A 19,777-nucleotide genomic window follows, 5' to 3' on the forward strand; every position below is an offset into this window, starting at 1 on the left:
TGTCGCGCTGGTACCGCAACGTCGTCGCGGTCAACGACATCTCGATGACGATCGGCCCCGGCGTCACCGGCCTGCTCGGCCCCAACGGCGCCGGCAAGTCCACGCTGATCGCGATGATGTCGGGCTTCCTCGCGCCCTCGACGGGCACGGTCACCCTCGACGGCCAGCCGCTGTGGCGCAACGAGCAGGCCTACCGCACGCTCGGGCTGGTGCCCGAGCGCGAGGCGCTCTTCGACTACCTGACCGGCCGGCAGTTCGTGGTCGCGAACGCCGAGCTGCACGGGCTGCCTGCGCCGGGGGCAGCCGCGCAGCGCGCGATCGCGCTCATCGAGATGACCGACGCCCAGGACCGCGAGATCTCGACGTACTCCAAGGGCATGCGGCAGCGGATCAAGATGGCGTCCGCGCTCGTCCACGACCCGGCGGTGCTGCTGCTCGACGAGCCGTTCAACGGGATGGACCCCCGCCAGCGGATCCACCTGATGGAGCTGCTGCGCACCATGGGCGCCGAGGGCCGCACCGTGCTGTTCAGCTCCCACATCCTCGAGGAGGTCGAGCAGGTCGCCCGCCAGATCGAGGTGATGGTCGCGGGCCGGCACGCGGCGTCGGGCGACTTCGGCGCGATCCGGCGGCTGATGACCGACCGGCCCAACCGGTTCGTGCTGCGCACCTCCGACGACCGGCTGATGGCCTCCGCGCTTCTTGCGGACCCCTCGGTGCGCGGCGCGCGGCTGCGCTCGGAGGGCGGCATCGAGCTGGAGGCCTCCGACTTCGGCCGGTTCAGCGAGGTACTGCCCCGGATGGCCCGCGACCACGGCGTACGCCTGCACGAGGTGACGCCGACCGACGAGTCGCTCGAGAGCGTCTTCTCCTACCTGGTGGCACCGTCATGACCGCGCCGATCTCCCGCACGATCGTCCGGCTCGGGGTTCGCAGCATCTTCGGGCGCTGGCGCGGCGCGCTGCTGTTCGTGCTGCCGCTGGTCCTCATCGCCCTGTCGATCCTGGTCCGGGCGCTGGTCGGCCAGGACGACGAGGGCGCGCGGCACACGCTCTACGGTCTCGGCCTGGTCGTGATCGTCCCGCTGGTCGCGCTGCTGGCCACGTCGGGGCTGCTCGCGCCCGAGATCGACGACGGCTCGATCTCCTACCTGCTGGCGAAGCCGATCTCGCGGCACACGATCGTGGTCAGCAAGCTGGTGGTCGCGGCCGCGTGTGTCCTGGTCTTCGCGGCGTTGCCGGTCCTGGTCGCCGGTCTGGTGCTGATGAGCGGGGAGCCGTCGTTCGCCGTCGGGTTCGCGGTCGGCGCGCTGGCCGGTGGCGTCGCCTACTGCGCCCTGTTCGCGTTGCTGTCGATCATGACCCGGCACGCGGTGGTGATCGGGCTGATCTACCTGCTGATCTGGGAGGGCCTGCTCGGTGGGCTGCTGGACGGGGTGCGCTGGCTCAGCGTGACCCGCTGGTCGGCCGAGGTCGTCGACCGGATCGCGGACCTCTCGCTCGTCGACGAGCTCCCGCTGGCCTACGCCGTGCCGGCCCTCGCGGTCGTCATCGTCGCCGGTGGCTGGCAGACCGGCCGCCGGCTGCGTGGCTTCAACCTGACCGGGGACGAGTAGGAGCGGCGGGTCGTGCCGGTCGACCTGGTCTACCCGTTCACCGGCCGCTGGCGGACCCGGAACAGCCCGGCCGACCGGGTCCCGAGCCACGGCACCGCCCTCTTCGCCACGTCCTTCGCCATCGACTTCGTCCCGGTCGACGAGGCCGGCCGGACCGCGCCGTTCAGCCTCGGGTCCCTCCTGCGCCCCGAGCCCCCGGAGCGGTTCCCCGGGTTCGGGCGACGCCTCCTCGCACCGGTCGAGGGTGTCGTCGTCGGTGTCCACGACGGCGACCCGGACCACGACGCCGTTCGTGGCCTGCCGTCGGTGGGCTACGCCCTCACCCAGCGCCGGCGAGTGGCCGCGGGGTGGGCGGCCCTGGCGGGCAACCACGTGATGGTCCGGACGCGCTCCGGCGAGGTGGTCGCGGTGTGTCACCTGCGACGGGGCAGCGTCGAGGTCCACGTCGGCCAGCGGGTCCGAGCGGGCGACCCGCTGGCGCGGTCCGGCAACTCCGGCAACAGCACCGAGCCGCACGTCCACGTCCAGGCGATCGACCGGGTGGAGGTGGACGTCGCCGCGGCCGTCCCGATCGCCTTCGGCGGTCGGCTGCCCCGCAACGGCGAGATCGTCGAGGCGGAGTAACGGCTAGGCGCGCGTCACGGCGTAGCGCACGTGAGTGGCGTACGGCGAGCTCCACGTGCCGAGCACCTCGAGGTCGAGATCGTGGTCGAACGCCTCGAACAGCCGCTTGCCGCCGCCGAGCACCACGGGCGCGGTCGAGATCGCCAGCTCGTCGACCACCCCGGCCGCCAGGCCCTGCCGGATGAGGTCGGCCCCGCCGCCGAGCGAGACGTCGCCGTCACCGGCCAGCTCCCGGGCGCGGCGCAGTGCGGAGTCGAAGCCGTTGACGAACACGAAGCCGCTGCTCGGGTCGGGCTGGTCCTCGGCGCGGTGGGTCAGCACGACCAGCGGCCCCGGGAACGGGTTGGTGCCGCCCCACGCACCGGCCGCGTCGTACATGCCGCGACCGACGATGCCGGCCCCCAGCCCCATGGTCAGGGTCTCGAAGAACTCCCGGTCGGCGCCCTGCATCCCGTCGGTGTCGTGGCCGTCGTCGGCGTACGTCCACGGCCCGCCCATGACCCAGTAGTGCAGCCGCTCGCCGCCGGCGCCGAGCCCCTGGCTCGGCCCGTCGTCGGGCCCGGTGACGTATCCGTCGACCGACGTGGTGATGGCGGCGATGACCTTGCCCATGGTGCTCTCCTCTCGGCGTCCGTCACGAGGGCAGACCACGCGGCCGTGCCGAACTCATCGTGAGCCCTGGGAACCGCGCAGGCCGTCGGTGACTATGAACAGGTATGGGCCCGTCGCGCACCAGCCGAGCACCGACGTGGGAGAGCACCTACTGCGAGTTCTTCCACGCGCGGCAGCGCGGCTTCATGCGGACCTCCTACGCGATCCTCGGGAGCTGGGCGGCCGCCGAGGACGCGACCCAGACCACCTTCACCCAGCTCTACGTCCACTGGCCGCGCATCCGCAGCGAGACCCGCGACGCCTACGCACGCCGGGTGCTCGTGAACACCTGCCTGGCTGCCGCGCGGTCGCGCCGGCGCGAGCTCGTCGTCGACGAGGTGCCCGACCGGGCGGCCGACCCGGCGCCGTACGACGAGCGGCTCGACCTCATCGCTGCGCTGCGCTCGCTGCCGGTCCGCGACCGAGCGGTGCTCGCGCTCCGCTTCCTCGACGACCTCCCGGTCGCGGCGGTCGCCGACGCGCTCCGGCTGCCCGAGGGCACGGTCAAGAGCCAGACCGCACGCGCCCTCGAGCGCCTCCACGCCCTCCTCGCCTCACCCCAGGAGACCCACCATGATCACCGATAGCGAGCTGCGCGAGCACTTCGCGCTGGCCACCGACGACGTTCCGTCCGGCCCCGACCTCGAGACGTCGATCAACCGGGGCCGGCGGTCCCGCCGGCGCCGGCGGGCCGGCCTCCTGGGAGGCGCGGTCGCCGGCATGATCGCCGCGGCGGCCGTCGCCGGCATCGCCCTCAGCGGCTCGGGGACCGGGAGCGACCTGGTGGCGACCGACCCCGCCCCGAGCGGTGCCGCCGACTTCGTCAGCGGCACCGACCACGACCAGCTCGTCGAGCGGACGGTCGCGCGGCACCTGCCGTCCCTCCCGCGCCCCGACGACGTCTACCCCAGCGACTGGGACCACCGAGGGCCGATGCCCGACGCGGACTTCGCGGACGCCACCGACTGGCAGGCCGCCTACACGGTCTCGCCGACCGAGGAGCTCCTCGTGCTCAGCGGGTACGCACCACCGGGAGAGAAGGCCGACCCCGGCTGCCCGGGGGGCCGAACGACCAGCGGTGGGATCGGCTGCCACCGCACGCCCGGCCCCGACGGCTGGATCACCGACGACGCCTACACCACCGGCGACGCCTACGTCTTCTACTCCACGTACGTCGTCAGGTCGGGCTTCACGACCACGGTGCTCGAGACCGTGACGGCGAGCTCCTGGGACGAGGCGCTCGACCGGCGGGCGTTCGTGCCCGATGACCTGCACCCGCTGCTCACCGACGCCGACCTCGCCTTCCCCCTGCCGGCCTCGAGGCGCTGAGACCGGACACCGGTGGATCAGCCGAGCAGCCAGGCCAGCGCACCCGAGAGCACGAAGAGCACCAGGGCGGCGAGCGCCACCGGCACCAGCGGCCAGTCGGCCGCGCGACGGCGGGGCAGCGCCACGGACCGGCCGGCGGCGAGCTCTCGCAGCGCGGCGGCGAGGTCGGCGCACGTGGCGAACCGGTCCGCCGGGCGGACGGCGAGCGCGCGGGCGAGGACATCGTCGAGCTGGCGGGGCAGTCCGAGCTCCGCGCCGATCGGTGGTGGCCGGACGTCGGGGCGCCGGCGTGCCGCGGTCGGGGAGTCGACGTCGTACGGGAGCCGCCCGCTGAGCAGCTGGTAGGTCACCGCGCCCATGGCGTAGACGTCCGCGCGAGCGTCGAAGCCCTCGAGGTTGCTCGCCTGCTCCGGAGCCATGTACGCGGGGCTGCCGGTGACCATCGTCAGCATCGACAGCTCGGCCAGCTGCTTGGCGCTGCCGAGGTCGGCGACCAGCACCCGCGGGGTCTCCCCGGCGGTGTCGACCAGGAGGTTGCTCGGCTTGACGTCGCGGTGCAGCACGCCCTCGTCGTGGAGCACCTGGACCGCCTCGGCGGCCTCGGCGGCCAGGGCGAGTGCGTCGCCGGGCGCGAGGGTGCCGATCCGCGACTCCAGGGTGCCGCCCTCGACGAGGTCCATCACGAAGTAGGGGCGGGCGAACCCGTCCACGCCGTACGCCGTGCCCACGTCGTGCACCCGCACCACCGCCGGATCCGCGATCCGCCGCAGCAGCCGCGCCTCGGCGAGGAACCTCTCGCAGACGCCCGCGTCGGCGGCCCAGTTCTCAGCCAGCACCTTGATCGCGACCGTGCTGTCGAGCTCGGGGTCGTAGCCGCGCCACACGGTGGCGAACGCCCCGGTCCCGAGCCGCTCCTCGAGCAGGTAGCGTCCGAGGCGTGCCATGCAGCCAGTATCGCCGGGGGAGCGTCGGTGCCCGCCGAGGACCGTGACGACGACGTTCTCCTCGGCCTCGTCGGGCGCGCCCGCGACGGCGACGCCACCGCCCTCGACGAGCTGCTGGCCCGGGTCCGCCCGATGGTGCTCGGCCGGTGCCGCCGGTTCCTGCCCTACCCCGAGGACGCGGAGGAGGCCGCCCAGGACGCGCTGCTGACGATCGCCACCAAGCTGGACCAGTTCTCCGGCCGCGGATCGTTCCGCGGCTGGGTCGTCGTGGTGGCCTCCAACGCCGCCCGGAGCACGTACCGCTCGCTGCGACGCCGGGCTGTGGAGCGTTCTGCCGACCTGCTGCCCGAGTCACCCGATCCGCGCACCACGAGCGTCATCGCCGGGACCCGGCTGGACCTGCTCGACGCGCTGGAGGAGCTCGATCAGCGCTCCCCGAGCGTGGTCGAGTCGTTCGTCCTGCGCGACCTCGGCGGATTGACGTACGACGAGATCGCGGCCGCCACCGGTGCGCCGATGAGCGCGGTGAAGGACCGGATCCACCGGGCCCGGACCCAGCTGCGCCCGATGCTCGAGGGGCGATGAGGCGCCGGATCGGCCGGACGGCTGCGCTGCTCGTGCTGGCCGCCTCCGTGGTGGCCGGGACCGGTGCCGGGCTCGTGGGCGACGCCCTGACCAGCCCCGGACCCGGGCCGATCGGGCGCGGCTCCGGCCCGACTACGGGCACCGACACGCCGTCCCCCGACGGGCTGCTCGGGGCTGACGACCTGCTGACGACCAGCGACTTCGAGACGATCGGATGGCCGGCGCTGCGCGTCGACTCGCTGGCCAGCGGTGAGCCCCAGTTCGCCTACGCCTGCCAGCGCACCAGCCTGGCCGAGGCGGCCGGGCCCACGGCCACGGTCAGCGTGGAGTGGACGGCGGACGCGGGCTTCACCGCCGCGGAGACGGTCGCCGAGCTGGATGCCCCGCCGCAGGCCCGCCAGCTCTTCCGGCGGGTGTCCGGGTGGTACCGCGACTGCACGGCCGGCACCGGCTCCCGCACGCCCTCGACGTTGGCCATCTCGGTCGAGGGCGCCGACGGCGCCGCCGAGGTGTGGCGGCTCGGACCCGCTCCGGCCGAGCACGCGGCGTACGGCGTGCTCGCCCGCGCCGGCGAGCGCGTCGCGCTCGTGGACGTCTACGGCGACACCACGCCGGTCGATCCCGCAGGGCTGCGCGACCTCGCTCAGCACGCCGTGGATCGACTCTCCTGAGACTTCTCGCAGCTCGCGTCCAACAAACCCGGTCGACCGGTCATCACGTAGACGTCCGCACCACCACCCACGTCTCGTTCCTCGGGAGGAACCGATGATCATCCGAACCAGCACCGCTCTCGCCACGGCCGTCCTCGCCCTTGCCGGGCCCTTCGCCACCGGGCCCGCCCACGCCCAGGCCGGCAGCGCCCCCGGGGGCACGCGCGACCTGCTCAGCCGCGCCGCCGTCGCCCGCGCGTTCGACTCCGACCAGGAGGTCAGGCGGGACGCGGGCGCAGGCGACGGGGACCTCGCGCTCTCGGCCTGCACCGGAGAGACGCGACTGCGCGACCTCGTCGGGCACCGCGACCGGATCGTGCACGCCACGTTCGAGGGCCGCGTCGGGGACGACAGCGCGCCGTTCGACATGTCCGAGCAGGTCGCCGGCCGCCCGTCTGTGGCCAAGGCCGCCGCGAGCTACCGCAGCATCGTGCGGGAGGTCCGCGCCTGCCAGGACGTGCCCGAGGGCCACTGGTACTACGGCCGCGCCCACCGGTGGTCCACCGACGCCGGCACCGCCACGTGGATGCTCGCCTTCAACGGGGACGGCACCCGCGCAGGCGGGTACGTCGTCCTGACGGCCGACACGTTCGTCGGGGCCATCGAGGTGTCCGCCCCCCGTGGGCCCCCGGCAGGTGTCGAGGCTCGCGCGCTCGGCCGTGCTGCGAGCAGCCTGAGGCTCGCGCACGAAGGGCCGCCGCGCGCCGCGCTCGTATCCTGTGCAGGCACGCCTCACTCGGGAGAGGGGACGACCGTGGGACCGAAGACTCGGATCGCTCTGGCGATGGTCGCCATGGCGACGTGGGTGACGCTGGTGGACGCGGCGTTCGACCGGGAGTGGCCCGATGGCGACGCCACCTGGTGGGCCGTCTACCTCAGCGGCTTCGCCGTCATCGGGGCCGCGTGGATCGGGCTCGACGCGGTGCTCCGGGCGCGGCGAGAGCACCGGGAGCGGTGAGCCGCCGGGCCCGGACCGGCGCGGTGGCCGGTGCGCTGCTGTTGACCGCCGTGCCCGTCGCCGCGCCACCGGTGCACGCGGGCGACGGCCCGCGCACCTGGCGGGTCGGCCCGGGCCGGGCGCTCGCGACGCCGAGCGCTGCGGCGGCCGTGGCCGGTGACGGCGACACCGTGCTGATCGACGCGGCGACGTACGCCGGTGACGTCGCCACCTGGACCCAGGACGACCTGACGCTGCGCGGCGTCGGCGGCCGGCCGCACCTGCGGGCCGACGGCAGGAGCGCGCAGGGCAAGGCGATCTGGGTGATCGCCGGCGACCGCACCCGCGTCGACCGCATCGAGCTCAGCGGCGCCACCGTGCCCGACGACAACGGCGCCGGCATCCGCCAGGAGGGCACCGACCTCACGGTCACGCGCAGCTGGTTCCACCACAACCAGGACGGCATCCTCACCGGCGCCGATCCCGACAGCGACATCGTCATCAAGCGCTCGCGGTTCTTCCGCAACGGCGGGGGCGACGGCTACACCCACAACCTCTACGTCGGGGCGGTGCGATCACTGACGGTCTCCGGCAGCTGGCTGTGGGGAGCCGACGTCGGCCACGAGCTCAAGTCCCGTGCGGCGCGCACCACCATCGTCGGCAACCGGATCAGCGACGCGGACGCGACCGCGAGCTACGCGATCGACCTGCCGAACGGCGGGCGCGCGCTGATCGCGGGCAACGTGATCATCCAGGGCCCGCACTCGGAGAACTCGACGCTCGTCTCCTACGGCGCCGAGGGCCTCACGGGGTCCCGCGAGCTGTGGGTCGTCAACAACACGTTCGTGAACCGGCGTTCGACCGGCACGTTCGTCGCCGTGGCCGACGGCGGCCGGGTCCATCTCGTGAACAACCTCCTGGTCGGGCCGGGCGACCTCGTCGCCGGCGCCCGCGTCCAGCTCCGGGCGAACCGCCGAGTCGGCCTCCGCGGATTCGTCGACCCGGCCCACGACGACTTCCGGCTCCGGTCGCGCTCGCCCGCGATCGACCGGGGCGTGCGCGTCCCGGTGCGCTGGCGGGCCCGCTGGGAGTACGTCCACCCCGCGTCGACGGCCCGCCGGCCGACAGCGGGCCGCCTCGACCTCGGGGCCTTCGAGCGGCCCTGACTCGCGATCGGACTCAGCGTTGTCGACGCCGATTGATCCACCGGACCAGCACCGTCACGACCACGACGACAACGAGCAGGTCCAGGACGCCGATGCCGAACATGCCTCCAGCCTAGGGATCAGCCGACGGCCGGGCGCATCCCGTGCCCGAGGGGCTGCTCGGCGACGAGCGAGGCGAGCAGCGCCAGCCGCTCGGCCGTGTCGGTGCCGGGTTCGGCGTGGTGGACGACCAGGGTCTGCCCCTGGGTGCCCTGCACCGCCAGCTTGACCAGGCGCAGGTGCAGCTCACCCACCACCGGGTGATCCATGAGGACGGGCTTGCTGCCGACCGCCTTGACGTCGTGCCGCGCCCAGGCCTGCCGGAACTCCTCGCTCTTGAGCGAGAGCTCCCCCACGAGCTCGACGACGCGGGGGTCGTCGATGTCCGTGCCGACGCGCGCCCGGAACCCGGCCACCAGCTGGGGCGCGAGCTGGGAGCACTCGGGCAGGACCGCGCGCTCGGCGGGGTCGAGGAACAGCGAGCGCAGCCGGTTCTCCCCGACCCGGACGTTGGGCTGCAGCGCGGTGGCGAGCGCGTTGGTGGCGAGCACGTCGAGGTAGCGCCCCTCGACGTACGCCGGCAGCCCGATCACCTGCAGCAGCTGGGCGACCTCGGGCGGGACCGTCTCCCGGCGCGGGCGGCGGGGCCGCGACCGTGGCCGCGGGGCGCCGAGCGTGAGCAGGTAGTCGGTGGCCGTCGCGTCCAGCTGGAGCACCCGCGCCAGCGCCTCGAGCACCTGCACGGACGGATTGCGGTCGCGCCCCTGCTCGAGGCGCAGGTAGTAGTCGGAGCTGATCCCGGCGAGCATCGCGACCTCTTCGCGGCGCAGGCCAGCCACCCGGCGTACGCCGTTGACCGGCAGCCCGACGTCCTCGGGGCGCACCAGCTGGCGGCGCGCCCGCAGGTAGTCGCCCAGCCGGTTGTCCTCCACGCCGCAACGCTAGCCCGGGACGCCGCACGGTCCCTGGTCCTCTCACTCCCAGGATCGGCAGGGATCTGGGCCGGGCACGCCCGCCGACGCACCGTGGAGCCATGAGCAACCAGACGGGCCAGACCCACACCACGACCACCCTGCCCGGCGGCACCTTCGAGCTGGGCGACCTCACCGTGACCCGCGTCGGCTACGGCGCGATGCAGCTCGCCGGCCCGGGCGTCTTCGGACCGCCCGCCGACCGCGACGGTGCGCTCGCCGTGCTGCGCGAGGTGCTCGCGCTGGGCATCACCCACATCGACACCGCCGACATCTACGGGCCCTACGTGACCAACCGGCTCATCCGGGAGGCGCTGCACCCCTACCCCGACGAGCTGCACATCGTCAGCAAGGTCGGGTCGCGCCGCGACGCCGAGGGCGGGTGGCCGCACGCCCGCTCGCCCCAGCAGCTGCGTGAGGACGTGCTGTCCAACCTCGAGAACCTCGGGCTGGAGTCCCTCGACGTCGTCAACTACCGCGTCGGCGGATTCCTCAGCCCCGAGCCCGGCTCGATCGCCGAGGGCTTCGAGACCCTCGCCGAGCTGCAGCAGCAGGGCCTGATCCGCCACCTCGGCCTGAGCACCGTCTCTGCCGACCAGGTCGCCGAGGCGCAGCGGATCGCCCCGGTGGTGTGTGTGCAGAACGCCTACAACCTGGCGAACCGCGCCGACGACGAGCTCATCGACGCGCTCGCCGAGCAGGGCATCGCCTACGTGCCGTACTTCCCGCTCGGGGGGTTCTCGCCGCTCCAGTCCGCCGCGCTCGACGCGGTCGCCGCCCGGCTGGGCGCCTCGCCGATGGCCGTCGCCCTGGCCTGGCTGCTCCAGCGCTCGCCCAACATCCTGCTGATCCCGGGCACCTCGTCGGTCGCGCACCTGCGCGAGAACGTGGCCGGCGCGGGTCTGGAGCTGTCGGCCGAGGACCTAGCCGAGCTGGACGCGATCGGTCGCTGACCCCGGCGAGCCGGTGGTCGAGCCGGTCGAGACCCCCGCAGCCAAGGCAGTGCGTGGGCTGCGGGGATCTCGACGGACGCCCAGGCCCCAGGGGGCCTTCGCCGCTCGATCAGCGGCGGACGCTCACGCGGCCTTTCGTGCCAGCTGGTTCAGCCGGGCTTGGGCGGCGCGACGGACCTTGGGTCCGCCGGTGCTCATCTTGTAGAGCATCGCCAGCTGCTGCGGGGCGTTCTTGGCGTTGGTGGTGGCCAGCCACCCGTTGGGCAGCGAGAGCCGCACGACCTTGTGCCAGGCCGAGTAGACCTGCTGGGGCAGCGGGGCGGCGTGGTAGTTGAGGTCGTACTTCTCGAACAGCGCCTGGACCCGCGGCGCCACCTCGGCGTACCGGTTGGACGGGAGGTCGGGGAACAGGTGGTGCTCGATCTGGTGCGAGAGGTTGCCGGTCATGATGTGCATGGCCTTGGACCCGGAGATGTTGGCCGAGCCGAGCATCTGGCGCAGGTACCACTCGCCGCGGGTCTCGCCGTCGATCGAGCGCTTCTCGAAGGTCTCGACCCCCTCGGGGAAGTGGCCGCACATGATCACCGAGTGGCTCCACAGGTTGCGCACGACGTTCGCGGTGAAGTTCGCGGCGAGCGTCGGGAGGAACGAGCCGGTCGGGATCGAGAGCGCGGGGTGGACCAGGTAGTCCTTGGTGGCCTGACGGCGGATCTTGGTGAGCACGCCCTTGAGCCGGCGCTTGAAGTCGGGGTCCTGGGTCTGCTTCTTCTTGATCGTGGCGCCGAGCTCGAGGTCGTAGGCCGCGATGCCGTACTCGAAGAAGCACGCGTTGATGAAGTTCCACAGCGGCTGCACCAGGAAGAACGGGTGCCACGGCTGGTCCTCGTCGACGCGCATGATGCCGTAGCCGAGGTCGTTGTCCTTGCCGATCACGTTCGTGTACGTGTGGTGGAGCTCGTTGTGGGAGTGCTTCCACTGCTCGGCGGGCGTGGCCATGTCCCACTCCCAGGTGGTGGAGTGGATCTTGGGGTCGCGCATCCAGTCCCACTGGCCGTGGAGGATGTTGTGGCCGATCTCCATGTTCTCGAGGATCTTGGCGACGCTCAGCCCGAGCGTGCCGACGATCCACGCCGGCGGCAGCGCCGAGAACAGCAGCACCGCACGGCTGCCGAGCTCGAGGCGCCGCTGCACGTCGATGACCCGACGGATGTACGCCGCGTCGCTCTCGCCTCGACTGTCCAGGACGTCCTGGCGGATCGCGTCGAGCTCGATGCCGATCTGCTCGACGTCCTCGGGGGTGAGGTGGGCGACGGGGCTGACGGGCTTCTTCTGGAGCGCGGTCATGGGTGTCTCCTCCGGTGCGGGATCAGGGATGGTCGAGGTGGCACTCGCCGGCGGCGGCGTTGATGCAGGTCTGGATCATCACGCCGTCCCCGGGGGCGGCGGTCGTGAGCTCGCCGTTGCGCAGGTCGCGGACCGCGCCCTCGCGCAGCGGCAGCACGCAGCCGTAGCAGACGCCCATCCGGCAGCCGCTCGGCATCAGGACGCCGGCGGACTCGGCGGCGTCGAGGATCGGGGTCGAGCCGTCGGCCTCGACGGTCAGGCCGGAGGCGAAGCCGATCGTGCCGCCTTCGCCCACGGCGACCATCGGGGCGCGGAACCGCTCGACGTTGAGGGCGAGGCCACGCTCGTCGTAGTGCTCCTGGAGCGCGTCGAGCAACCCCGCGGGGCCGCAGGCGTACGCCGTGCGCTCGGGCAGGTCGGGGACCAGCTCGTCGAGGTCGGAGACGTCGAGCAGGCCGTGGGTGTCGGTGTGCAGCTCGATGAGCCGCAGCCAGCCGGCGGCGCCGTAGCGGCGCAGCTCCTCACCGAAGATGACCTCGGAGCGGGTGAGCGCGGAGTGCAGCAGCACGATGTCGCTAGCAGGGCCGGTCGCAGGCCGCTCGGCGCGGGAGAACAGGTTGCGCAGCATCCCGATGACCGGGGTGATGCCGGAGCCGGCGGTGACCAGCAGCAGCTTGGCGGGGATCGGCTGGGGCAGCACGAACTCGCCCTCGGCCTGGCCGAGCTGGATCATCTGGCCCGGCCGCAACCGGTGCACCAGGTGGTGGGAGACCACGCCGTCGGGGATCGCCTTGACCGTGATCGAGATGCACCGGTCGGGGCGCGGGCCGTGGGTCAGCGAGTAGGTGCGCCAGAGGCGGACTCCGTCGACGTCGACCCCGACCCGGACGTACTGTCCCGGCTGGTGGCCGGCCCAGTCGCGACCCGGCTTGATCACCACGGTCGCGGACGCCGCGGTCTCGGGCCGGACCTCCACGACCCGCCCGCGCAGCTCGGTGCCGCGGCGCAGCGGGTGGAACTGGTCGAGCACGTCGTCGAGGTCACGCGGCGTCACCGCGGCCTGGGCCACCTGCCGCAGCCTGGTGCGCAGCGACCAGCCCGACCCGGAGCGGGTCGTGTCGGCAGGGATCGCGATGCTCATGCCTCGAGTGTGCCTGCACTCACCGCGTAAGATCATGACCGCTGGACGTGAAGATCCGCGCTTCTTTTGTCATGTACGAACAATCGGAGGCCTGATGGAGCGACGAACCACGCGGCGCACGGCCGACCACGGACTGCGCCTGGACCACGCCGCGGTCCACGAGATGCGCGCCGAGCTGCCCCGGGTGGCCGAGCACGTGGTGGCCGCGATCATCGACGAGGTGCCCAGCTACACCGACGCGTTCAGCGGGCCGATGGGCGAGACGATCCGCAACGCGGTGCAGCTGGCGCTCGGCGGATTCCTCTCCCTGGCCAGCGGCAGCCGCGGGGCCGACGTGTCGACCCCGGCCGCTCCTGCCGTCGAGGGCGCCTACCAGCTCGGCCGCGGCGAGGCCCGCAGCGGCCGCTCGACCGACGCACTGCTCGCGGCGTACCGCATCGGCGCCCGCGTGTCATGGCGGGAGATGTCCACGGTCGCGGTGCGCAACGGCGTGCCCGGCGACACGCTCGCGGCCTTCGCCGAGCTGGTCTTCGCCTACATCGACGAGCTGTCCGCGGCGAGCGTGGCCGGCCACTCCGACGAGCTCGCGACCACCGGCCGGGTCCGGCAGCGCCTGCTCGAGCGGGTCGCCCACCACCTGCTCGCCGGCTCACCGGCCGACCTGGTCCTCGCAGCAGCGGAGCAGGCCGGGTGGGAGCCGCCGAAGACGCTGACCGCGGTGATCGTGCCGGAGGCCCAGGTGCGCCCGGTGATGGCGACGGTCAGCCCCGCCACCCTCCAGGTGAGCGATCCGCCCGGGCTCGACGAGGGCGTCCTGCTGCTCGTGCCCGACGCGCACGCGCACCGCCGGATCCCGCTGCTGCGCACGCTCGGCGACCGCGGCGCACTGGCGGGCCCCGCGCGACCGTGGCTGGAGGTGCGCACCTCCTACGACCGGGCCCTGCGGGCGCGGGCCGCCGGCGTCGAGCTGGACACCGAGGCCCACCTGGTCGGCCTGGTCCTCGACGCCGACGCCACGGCGCGCGTCGACCTGCGCGAGCAGCTGCTCGCCCCGCTCGCGGGCCTGCGCCCCGCGACGGCGGAGAAGCTCGTCGACACCCTGCGCTCGTGGTTGCTGCACCAGGGCCGCCGCGAGGAGGTCGCCGCCGAGCTGTTCGTGCACCCGCAGACCGTGCGCTACCGGATGGGTCAGCTGCGCGAGCTGTACGGCGACCGGCTCGAGGACCCCGAGGTGGTGCTCGGCCTGGTCGTGGCGCTCGGATAGCGGATCGCCGGCGTGATCACCGACGATCCGCTACTTCGCTGACGAAGGATCAGTACGGCCAGTCTGCGGGCGCGGTGGAGACGACGTCGACCACCTCGCACGGACCGCTGCCGTTCGGCAGGTCGTGAATGACGTCCAGCGGGTCCCGCGTGCCGACGAAGTGAACGGTGTCATATCCGCCCTGGCAGTAGATGTCGTCGCGCACTCCGTCGTTGAGGACGTAGTAGACGTCGTCACCCTCTTCGCTGTAGGGCTCGTCCCGGCCAGGACCGAGATAGATGGTGTCGTCGCCCTCGTCGCCCGTGAGCTGGTCGTCGCCCTCCCCGTCGACCAGCAGGTCGTCACCCGAGCCGCCGTCGAGCTCGTCGTTGCCGGCACCGCCGTCGACGTAGTCCCTGCCCTCGGCGCCAGAGACGTGGTCGTCGCCGTCCTCACCGAAGATGCGGTCGTCACCGGCCGCGCCGAGCAACCCTCCGGGCCCGTCGAGATCGGAGCTGATGCGGACATTGTCGTCTCCGGCGCCACCGTAGATCACGTCGTTGCCGTCCCCGCCCCGCGCGGTGTCCCTTCCGTCCTCGCCGTAGATGATGTCGTCGCCGCCTTGACCTTCGAGTCGATCCACGTCCGCCCCGCCCCAAAGCGTGTCACCCTCGGTGCCGCCCCGCAGCAGGTCGTCACCCTCGTCTCCGTGGAGCTCGTCCTGACCACTCTGGCCCTCGAGCTGGTCGTTGTCGGCCCCACCCCACAACACGTCGACGTCGATGCCGCCACGCAGCAGGTCGCGCCCGGTGCCACCCCAGAGGGTGTCGACACCGGTGCCACCGATCAGCTTGTCGTCTCCGTCGTCGCCGAAGAGCAGGTCGGCCCCCGGACCACCTGACACCAGATCGTTGTCTGCGTCGCCGTGGATCTCGTCGTCGTCGGAGGAGCTGTTGAGGTTGTCCGCACCGCTTCCCCCCCAGAGCTCGTCCTCACCGGGCCCGGACTTGACCACATCACTACCTCCGCGCGCTTTCACGACGTCGGCACCTGCGAAGCTGCGGATGCGATCAGACGCGTTCGTACCGACGATGCGGTCGTCCCCCTGCGTCCCGTCCTTGACTGCTGCGCTCGCGGGAGCCACTGCGAACATCAGCGCGCAGGCCAGGAGTGCGGACGCCTTGGCCGGAGCGTTCTTCATCAAGATCACCAATTCCCTGAATCGTTGAGTTCGATCGTGCGAGCCCGGGGGATTCAACGCATACCGCTGCCGTCACGACGCCTGAGAGTCGCGCCCCCGACAACGACTGCCTGCCTTGGCACAGGGTCAAGACGCTAACCCGGCCCGCAGGCTGGACCCACCACCCCTTCGTAGGTTGTGCGCAACCCAAGCAGATATCGGCACCACGGGCAGGGAGTTGAGAGCGAAAATAGTTGAAGATTGGTCCAATCCGGTGGTGCGCCCGCGCCGAACTGCTTCCGCACACACAGTCGTCCGGTCGCGCCAGGAGCGGCGCCGGCCGGGCCCCACCGGAGGGAAGCACCATGACCAAGCACCGCGTTTCCGTCGGACTCGCCGCCGCGTTGGCCACCTCGGCCTCGATCGCCACCCTGCCCGCCGCGGACGCCGCGCCGGCGCGCCCGCACACCACCAGCCTCGCGCAGGTCCTGGCCGCCGACGGCCACGGGTTCGACAAGAAGTGGGGCGACTTCGACATCCTCGACAAGGCCGTCTCGACCGTCCTGGCCGCCAAGCCCGACAGTGCCGTCGGCGTGCTGGCCAAGGGCCGCACCAAGCTGACCGCGTTCCTGCCCACCGACCGGGCGTTCCGCGCCCTGGTGACGAACCTGACCGGCACGAAGCCCGCCACCGAGCGGGCCACCTTCCGCACGCTCGCCAAGGCCGCCGGCGTCGACACGATCGAGGCCGTGCTGCTCTACCACGTCGTGCCCGGCGCGACCCTCGGCTCGGCCACGGTGCTGAAGTCCGACGGCGCGAAGCTCACCACGGCCCAGGGCGGCACCGTGAAGGTCCACGTCAAGAAGAAGATGGTGCGCCTGCAGGACAAGGACCGCGACCTGCGCGACCCGCGGGTCGTCGCGGTCGACATCAACAAGGGCAACCCGCAGATCGCCCACGCCATCGACCGCGTCCTGCTGCCGATCGACCTCTGAGCCCAGGTCCGCACTGCCCCCTCCGGCGGCCGGGGCTCTCGTCTCCTTGCGGTACCCCGGCCGCCCGAGGGCCCACCTGGTCCTCGGGCGGGACCTCCCCACCCACCCGTCGACCGCTCCGCCGTCGAGGCACCAGGATCAGCCCTCCCTCAGCCCGATCCCGGCCACTTCTGGTGTCTCGACGCGAGGTCGGTCGCTCAGAGACCCTGCCAGTCCGGCTTGGACTCCCACACCTCGCGGTAGTAGTCGACGCGGGCGAGCCGGGAGGCGGCCGCGGCGTCGAGCAGCACAGAGGCGTGCGGGTGCAGCTGCAGGGCCGACCCGGGGCAGGACGCGGACAGGGGGCCCTCCACGGCCGCGGCGACGGCCTCGGCCTTGCCCGCGCCCGACACCACCATCAGCAGGTGCCGCGCCCGCAGGATCGTGCCGAGCCCCTGGGTGAGGACGTGCCGCGGCACCTCCTCGACGGAGTCGAAGAACCGCGCGTTGTCCTCGCGGGTCTGGGAGGTCAGGGTCTTGATGCGGGTGGTGGAGGCCAGCGACGAGCCGGGCTCGTTGAAGGCCAGGTGCCCGTCGGCGCCGATGCCGAGCACCTGGAGGTCGACCCCGCCGGCGGCGCGCAGGGCGTCCTCGTAGCGCTCCCCGGCTCCCGGCAGCCCGTCCGGCGAGGGGTCGGGACTCGCGACGCGGTCGCGCGGGATGTTGAGCGCGTCGGTCAGCTCGCGGAAGATCGTCTCGCGGTAGGTCTGCGGGTGACCGGCGGGCAGCCCGACGTACTCGTCGAGCAGGAACGCGCGGACCCCGGCGTACGACGGCGCGGTGCCGGCGCGGTGCCGACGCACGAGCTCCTGGTACGCCGGCAGCGGGCTCGACCCGGTCGCGAGGCCGAGCACTGCCTCGGGGTGCGCACGCACCAGGGCCTCGATCGCGTCGGCGGCGAGCGCGCCGACCTCCTCGGGGGACGAGAGCGGCACGACCTCCATCAGTCCACCTCCACGTCGGTCTCCAGGCGCAGGTCGTCGGTCAGGCGGATCCGCTCCTCGCGCGGGGGCAGCCCGAGCAGGCCGAGCGGAGTGGTCGTGGCGGTCGCGACCGCCTCCTCGATCGTGCACCCGGTCTGGGCGACGAGGACGCGCAGGCAGTCGAGGAGCGAGGCCGCCGAGCCGGCCAGCGTGCCGTCCGCGAGCCGCACCGTGCCCGCCGAGACGACCACGTCCTGCTCGCCGAGGCGCGTCGGCCCGTCGGGCATCCCGAGCGCGGCCGTGGTGTCGGAGACCGACAGGAACCGGTCGGGCCCCAGGGCGCGCCAAGCCGCCCGGACGAACCGCGGGTCGAGGTGGTGGCCGTCGACGATCAGGCCGGCGACGGGGCTGTGGAGGGCATCGCCGCCGAACGCCGCGCCCACCGGACCCGGCTCGCGGGCATGCATCGGCGCCATCGCGTTGCCGAGGTGGGTGAGGTAGCGGGCGCCGGCGTCGAGGGCCGCGGTCACGTCGGCGACGCCGGCCGCGGTGTGGCCCACGGACACGACGATCCCGCGACCGGTCAGCCGCTCGATGACCTCGATCGCCCCGGGCAGCTCGGGTGCGATCGTCACGATCACGACGCCGGCCTCGCGCGACCACCCATCGATCAGCTCCAGCGAGGGCGGCCGCAGCCAGTGCTCGGGGTGGGCGCCCTTGCGGGTCGGCGCGATCATCGGCCCCTCGAAGTGCAGGCCCAGCGGCTCGGCTCCCGACCAGCCGGCGGGCGGGCCGGCGGCGAGGGTCCTCAGCGCCTGGTCGCGGGCGGCCGGGTCGGAGGTGATGATCGTCGGGACGAAGGCCACGACGCCGTACGCCGGGAGCGCGGCGGCCACCTCCCAGAGCCGGTCCGGCTCGGCGGTGAGGTCGATGCCGGCGGCGCCGTTGACCTGGGCGTCGACGAGGCCGGGGACGACGGTGCTCATCGGTTCCTCCCCAGCAGCGCGGCGCCGACGGCGGCGACCGGGTAGTCGGCGGGGACCACGCGCAGCCGGCCCGCGAGGTCGAGGGACTCCAGGAACGGCGAGGTCCTGGCCTGGGCACGCAGGGCGTCGGCGACGACCGCGCGCAGCGCCTCCCCCAGCTGGGCCACGCCGCCGCCGAGCACGACCGAGCGCGGGTCGGCCGAGAGGCTGAGCACCCGGATCGCGCTGGCGATCCCGGCGGCGAACCGGTCGCGGACCGCGATCGCCGCCGGGTCGCCGGCGTCGGCAGCGGCGAAGAGCGCCCGCGCGGGCGGGACGTCGTCGGGGGTCGGCCAGGCCGCCGCGATCGCGGACCCGGAGGCGATCGTCTCCAGGCAGCCGCGCTGGCCGCACTGGCAGAGCACACCGCTGGGATCCACGGGCACGTGGCCGATCTCGCCGGCGGCACCGTGGTCCCCCCGACGCAGCCGGCCCTCGAGCACGAGGCCCGCGGCCAGGCCGGTGCCGATGCTCAGGTAGACGAGGTCGTCCTCGCCGCTCATCGCGACCGCTCCGAGGGTGGCGGCGTTCACGTCGTTCTCGACGACGACCGGAACGCCGAGCCGCTCGCCGAGCAGGTCCCGCAGCGGCAGCCAGTCGCCGTCGACCCCGAGGTTGACCGCGTGCTTGACCGCGCCGTGCTCGACGTCGACCAGCCCGGGGATGCCCACCCCGACCGTGCCGACGTGTGCGGTGTCGGTGGCCGCCCGGAGCGCCTCGACCACGTGGGCCGCGGTCCGCACGACGCCCTCGGCGCCGGGCTCGGTCGGCTCGCGCACCTCGGCCAGGATCGCGCCCTCGGCGTCGACGACCAGCCCGAGGGTCTTGGTCGCGCCGATGTCCAACCCCAAGCACAGCCCCCTGTGCTGCCCGGTGCTCACCGGTCCCACCCTGCCTTCCTCAACAGCTCGGTCACGGCGGCCACTCCTGGGCGGGAGCTGCCGCGCGTGCAGATCCGGGGCGTGTCCCCGGCGTACGGGCCCGGCCAGCCCCACTCCACCACGACGGCGACCGGATCTCCCAACGAGCCGGTCACCTGAGCCGCCACCTCGGGACGCCGGTGCGCGTCACGCACCTGCAGCACCACCGGGCGGTTGCTCACCGGCACCTCCCCGGGCCGTACGTAGCGGTCGGGCTCGAGGCCCCACGGCACGTCACCGACCGCGATGTTGGCGGTGGTCGCGACGCTGACGATCTCCGCGCCACGCAGGTCGGGCAGCTCGCCCTCGACGAGGATCGCGCGTCGGGCGCCCTCGAACTGACGAGCATCGTCCACGGCGGCGGCCGTCCCGGCGCCGCGCGGCATCCGGTCGATGCGCCGGACGGCCTCGACCAGGCGCTCCTCGGCCAGCCGCCCGGAGCG

General features: G+C 73.2%; 21 protein-coding genes and 1 pseudogene. 12 read left to right on the forward strand and 10 right to left on the reverse strand.

The window, feature by feature from the left end; translation table 11 throughout:
* From Q0L15_RS21560 to Q0L15_RS21570, 3 genes are all read left to right on the forward strand, one after another.
* Positions 1-893 (forward strand): ABC transporter ATP-binding protein (locus tag Q0L15_RS21560; RefSeq protein WP_296606828.1); only part of this gene is annotated, 893 nt, incomplete at its 5' end.
* The gene (locus Q0L15_RS21565; protein ID WP_296606830.1) at positions 890-1,615 is read left to right on the forward strand and encodes an ABC transporter permease subunit; all 726 of its coding nucleotides are present in this window, start codon (positions 890-892) and stop codon (positions 1,613-1,615) included. The genes Q0L15_RS21560 and Q0L15_RS21565, both read left to right, overlap by 4 nt.
* Positions 1,616-1,627: 12 nt before the next feature.
* The gene (locus Q0L15_RS21570; protein ID WP_296606831.1) at positions 1,628-2,239 is read left to right on the forward strand and encodes a M23 family metallopeptidase; all 612 of its coding nucleotides are present in this window, start codon (positions 1,628-1,630) and stop codon (positions 2,237-2,239) included.
* 3 nt (positions 2,240-2,242) lie between these two features.
* On the opposite strand, the gene Q0L15_RS21575 is transcribed toward Q0L15_RS21570, so the two are convergent.
* Positions 2,243-2,851 carry a dihydrofolate reductase family protein gene (locus tag Q0L15_RS21575; protein ID WP_296606833.1) on the reverse strand — a complete coding sequence of 203 codons (609 nt, stop codon included), beginning with the start codon at positions 2,849-2,851 and terminating at the stop codon, positions 2,243-2,245.
* 104 nt (positions 2,852-2,955) lie between these two features.
* Between Q0L15_RS21575 and Q0L15_RS21580 the strand changes: the two genes are divergently transcribed.
* Entirely contained in the window at positions 2,956-3,477 is a 522-nt protein-coding gene (locus Q0L15_RS21580) for a sigma-70 family RNA polymerase sigma factor (RefSeq protein ID WP_296606834.1), read from the forward strand.
* Positions 3,464-4,219, forward strand: coding sequence for a hypothetical protein (locus Q0L15_RS21585; RefSeq protein WP_296606835.1), 756 nt, complete (start codon positions 3,464-3,466; stop codon positions 4,217-4,219). The genes Q0L15_RS21580 and Q0L15_RS21585 overlap by 14 nt, the downstream gene beginning before the upstream one ends.
* 17 nt (positions 4,220-4,236) lie before the next feature.
* Here the strand turns inward: Q0L15_RS21585 and Q0L15_RS21590 are convergent, their stop codons facing one another.
* Positions 4,237-5,163: a serine/threonine-protein kinase gene (locus tag Q0L15_RS21590; protein WP_296606837.1), complete on the reverse strand. Its 927-nt coding sequence runs from the start codon at positions 5,161-5,163 to the stop codon at positions 4,237-4,239.
* A 27-nt stretch (positions 5,164-5,190) separates the two neighbouring features.
* Here Q0L15_RS21590 and Q0L15_RS21595 point away from each other — a divergent pair, with 27 nt between their 5' ends.
* The 4 genes from Q0L15_RS21595 to Q0L15_RS21610 all read left to right on the forward strand — a co-directional run bounded on the left by Q0L15_RS21595 (position 5,191) and on the right by Q0L15_RS21610 (position 8,561).
* Positions 5,191-5,748: an RNA polymerase sigma factor gene (locus Q0L15_RS21595; protein ID WP_296606838.1), complete on the forward strand. Its 558-nt coding sequence runs from the start codon at positions 5,191-5,193 to the stop codon at positions 5,746-5,748.
* Positions 5,745-6,419 carry a hypothetical protein gene (locus Q0L15_RS21600; protein ID WP_296606839.1) on the forward strand — a complete coding sequence of 225 codons (675 nt, stop codon included), beginning with the start codon at positions 5,745-5,747 and terminating at the stop codon, positions 6,417-6,419. The genes Q0L15_RS21595 and Q0L15_RS21600 overlap by 4 nt, the downstream gene beginning before the upstream one ends.
* Positions 6,420-6,513: 94 nt before the next feature.
* Positions 6,514-7,416 (forward strand): hypothetical protein, encoded by a 903-nt coding sequence (locus Q0L15_RS21605; protein ID WP_296606841.1) that lies wholly within the window; start codon positions 6,514-6,516, stop codon positions 7,414-7,416.
* On the forward strand, positions 7,413-8,561 hold the full coding sequence (locus Q0L15_RS21610) for a right-handed parallel beta-helix repeat-containing protein (protein WP_296606843.1): 1,149 nt from the start codon (positions 7,413-7,415) through the stop codon (positions 8,559-8,561). Before Q0L15_RS21605 ends, Q0L15_RS21610 begins: the two co-directional genes overlap by 4 nt.
* 119 nt (positions 8,562-8,680) lie before the next feature.
* Here Q0L15_RS21610 and Q0L15_RS21615 read toward each other — a convergent pair whose 3' ends face one another.
* On the reverse strand, positions 8,681-9,532 hold the full coding sequence (locus tag Q0L15_RS21615) for a helix-turn-helix transcriptional regulator (RefSeq protein ID WP_296606844.1): 852 nt from the start codon (positions 9,530-9,532) through the stop codon (positions 8,681-8,683).
* A gap of 101 nt (positions 9,533-9,633) precedes the next feature.
* Between Q0L15_RS21615 and Q0L15_RS21620 the strand changes: the two genes are divergently transcribed.
* Positions 9,634-10,524, forward strand: coding sequence for an aldo/keto reductase family oxidoreductase (locus tag Q0L15_RS21620; protein WP_296606846.1), 891 nt, complete (start codon positions 9,634-9,636; stop codon positions 10,522-10,524).
* 123 nt (positions 10,525-10,647) lie between these two features.
* Here the strand turns inward: Q0L15_RS21620 and Q0L15_RS21625 are convergent, their stop codons facing one another.
* Positions 10,648-11,868: an acyl-CoA desaturase gene (locus tag Q0L15_RS21625; protein ID WP_296606848.1), complete on the reverse strand. Its 1,221-nt coding sequence runs from the start codon at positions 11,866-11,868 to the stop codon at positions 10,648-10,650.
* A 22-nt stretch (positions 11,869-11,890) separates the two neighbouring features.
* Positions 11,891-13,009 carry a ferredoxin reductase gene (locus Q0L15_RS21630; RefSeq protein ID WP_296606849.1) on the reverse strand — a complete coding sequence of 373 codons (1,119 nt, stop codon included), beginning with the start codon at positions 13,007-13,009 and terminating at the stop codon, positions 11,891-11,893.
* Between the two features lie 94 nt (positions 13,010-13,103).
* Here Q0L15_RS21630 and Q0L15_RS21635 point away from each other — a divergent pair, with 94 nt between their 5' ends.
* A complete protein-coding gene (locus Q0L15_RS21635) occupies positions 13,104-14,273 on the forward strand; it encodes a CdaR family transcriptional regulator (protein WP_296606850.1) in 1,170 nt (389 codons plus the stop codon).
* Positions 14,274-14,322: 49 nt separating this feature from the next.
* On the opposite strand, the gene Q0L15_RS21640 is transcribed toward Q0L15_RS21635, so the two are convergent.
* Positions 14,323-15,453, reverse strand: a complete 1,131-nt coding sequence (locus Q0L15_RS21640; RefSeq protein ID WP_296606852.1) for a calcium-binding protein — start codon at positions 15,451-15,453, stop codon at positions 14,323-14,325.
* A gap of 344 nt (positions 15,454-15,797) precedes the next feature.
* Between Q0L15_RS21640 and Q0L15_RS21645 the strand changes: the two genes are divergently transcribed.
* Complete coding sequence (locus Q0L15_RS21645; protein WP_296606854.1) at positions 15,798-16,427, forward strand: fasciclin domain-containing protein; 630 nt, start codon at positions 15,798-15,800, stop codon at positions 16,425-16,427.
* A 197-nt stretch (positions 16,428-16,624) separates the two neighbouring features.
* On the opposite strand, the gene Q0L15_RS21650 is transcribed toward Q0L15_RS21645, so the two are convergent.
* From Q0L15_RS21650 to Q0L15_RS21665, 4 genes and pseudogenes are all read right to left on the reverse strand, one after another.
* Entirely contained in the window at positions 16,625-17,410 is a 786-nt protein-coding gene (locus Q0L15_RS21650) for a glucosamine-6-phosphate deaminase (RefSeq protein ID WP_296606855.1), read from the reverse strand.
* On the reverse strand, positions 17,410-18,375 hold the full coding sequence (locus Q0L15_RS21655) for an amidohydrolase family protein (protein ID WP_296606857.1): 966 nt from the start codon (positions 18,373-18,375) through the stop codon (positions 17,410-17,412). The genes Q0L15_RS21650 and Q0L15_RS21655 overlap by 1 nt, the downstream gene beginning before the upstream one ends.
* The gene (locus Q0L15_RS21660; RefSeq protein WP_296606858.1) at positions 18,372-19,295 is read right to left on the reverse strand and encodes an ROK family protein; all 924 of its coding nucleotides are present in this window, start codon (positions 19,293-19,295) and stop codon (positions 18,372-18,374) included. Before Q0L15_RS21660 ends, Q0L15_RS21655 begins: the two co-directional genes overlap by 4 nt.
* Positions 19,292-19,777, reverse strand: a pseudogene (locus Q0L15_RS21665) (glycoside hydrolase); the annotation flags it as partial. The gene Q0L15_RS21660 and the pseudogene Q0L15_RS21665, both read right to left, overlap by 4 nt.

It is taken from the genome of Nocardioides sp., from assembly GCF_024509035.1.
In the GTDB taxonomy this organism is placed as follows: Bacteria; Actinomycetota; Actinomycetes; order Propionibacteriales; family Nocardioidaceae; genus Nocardioides.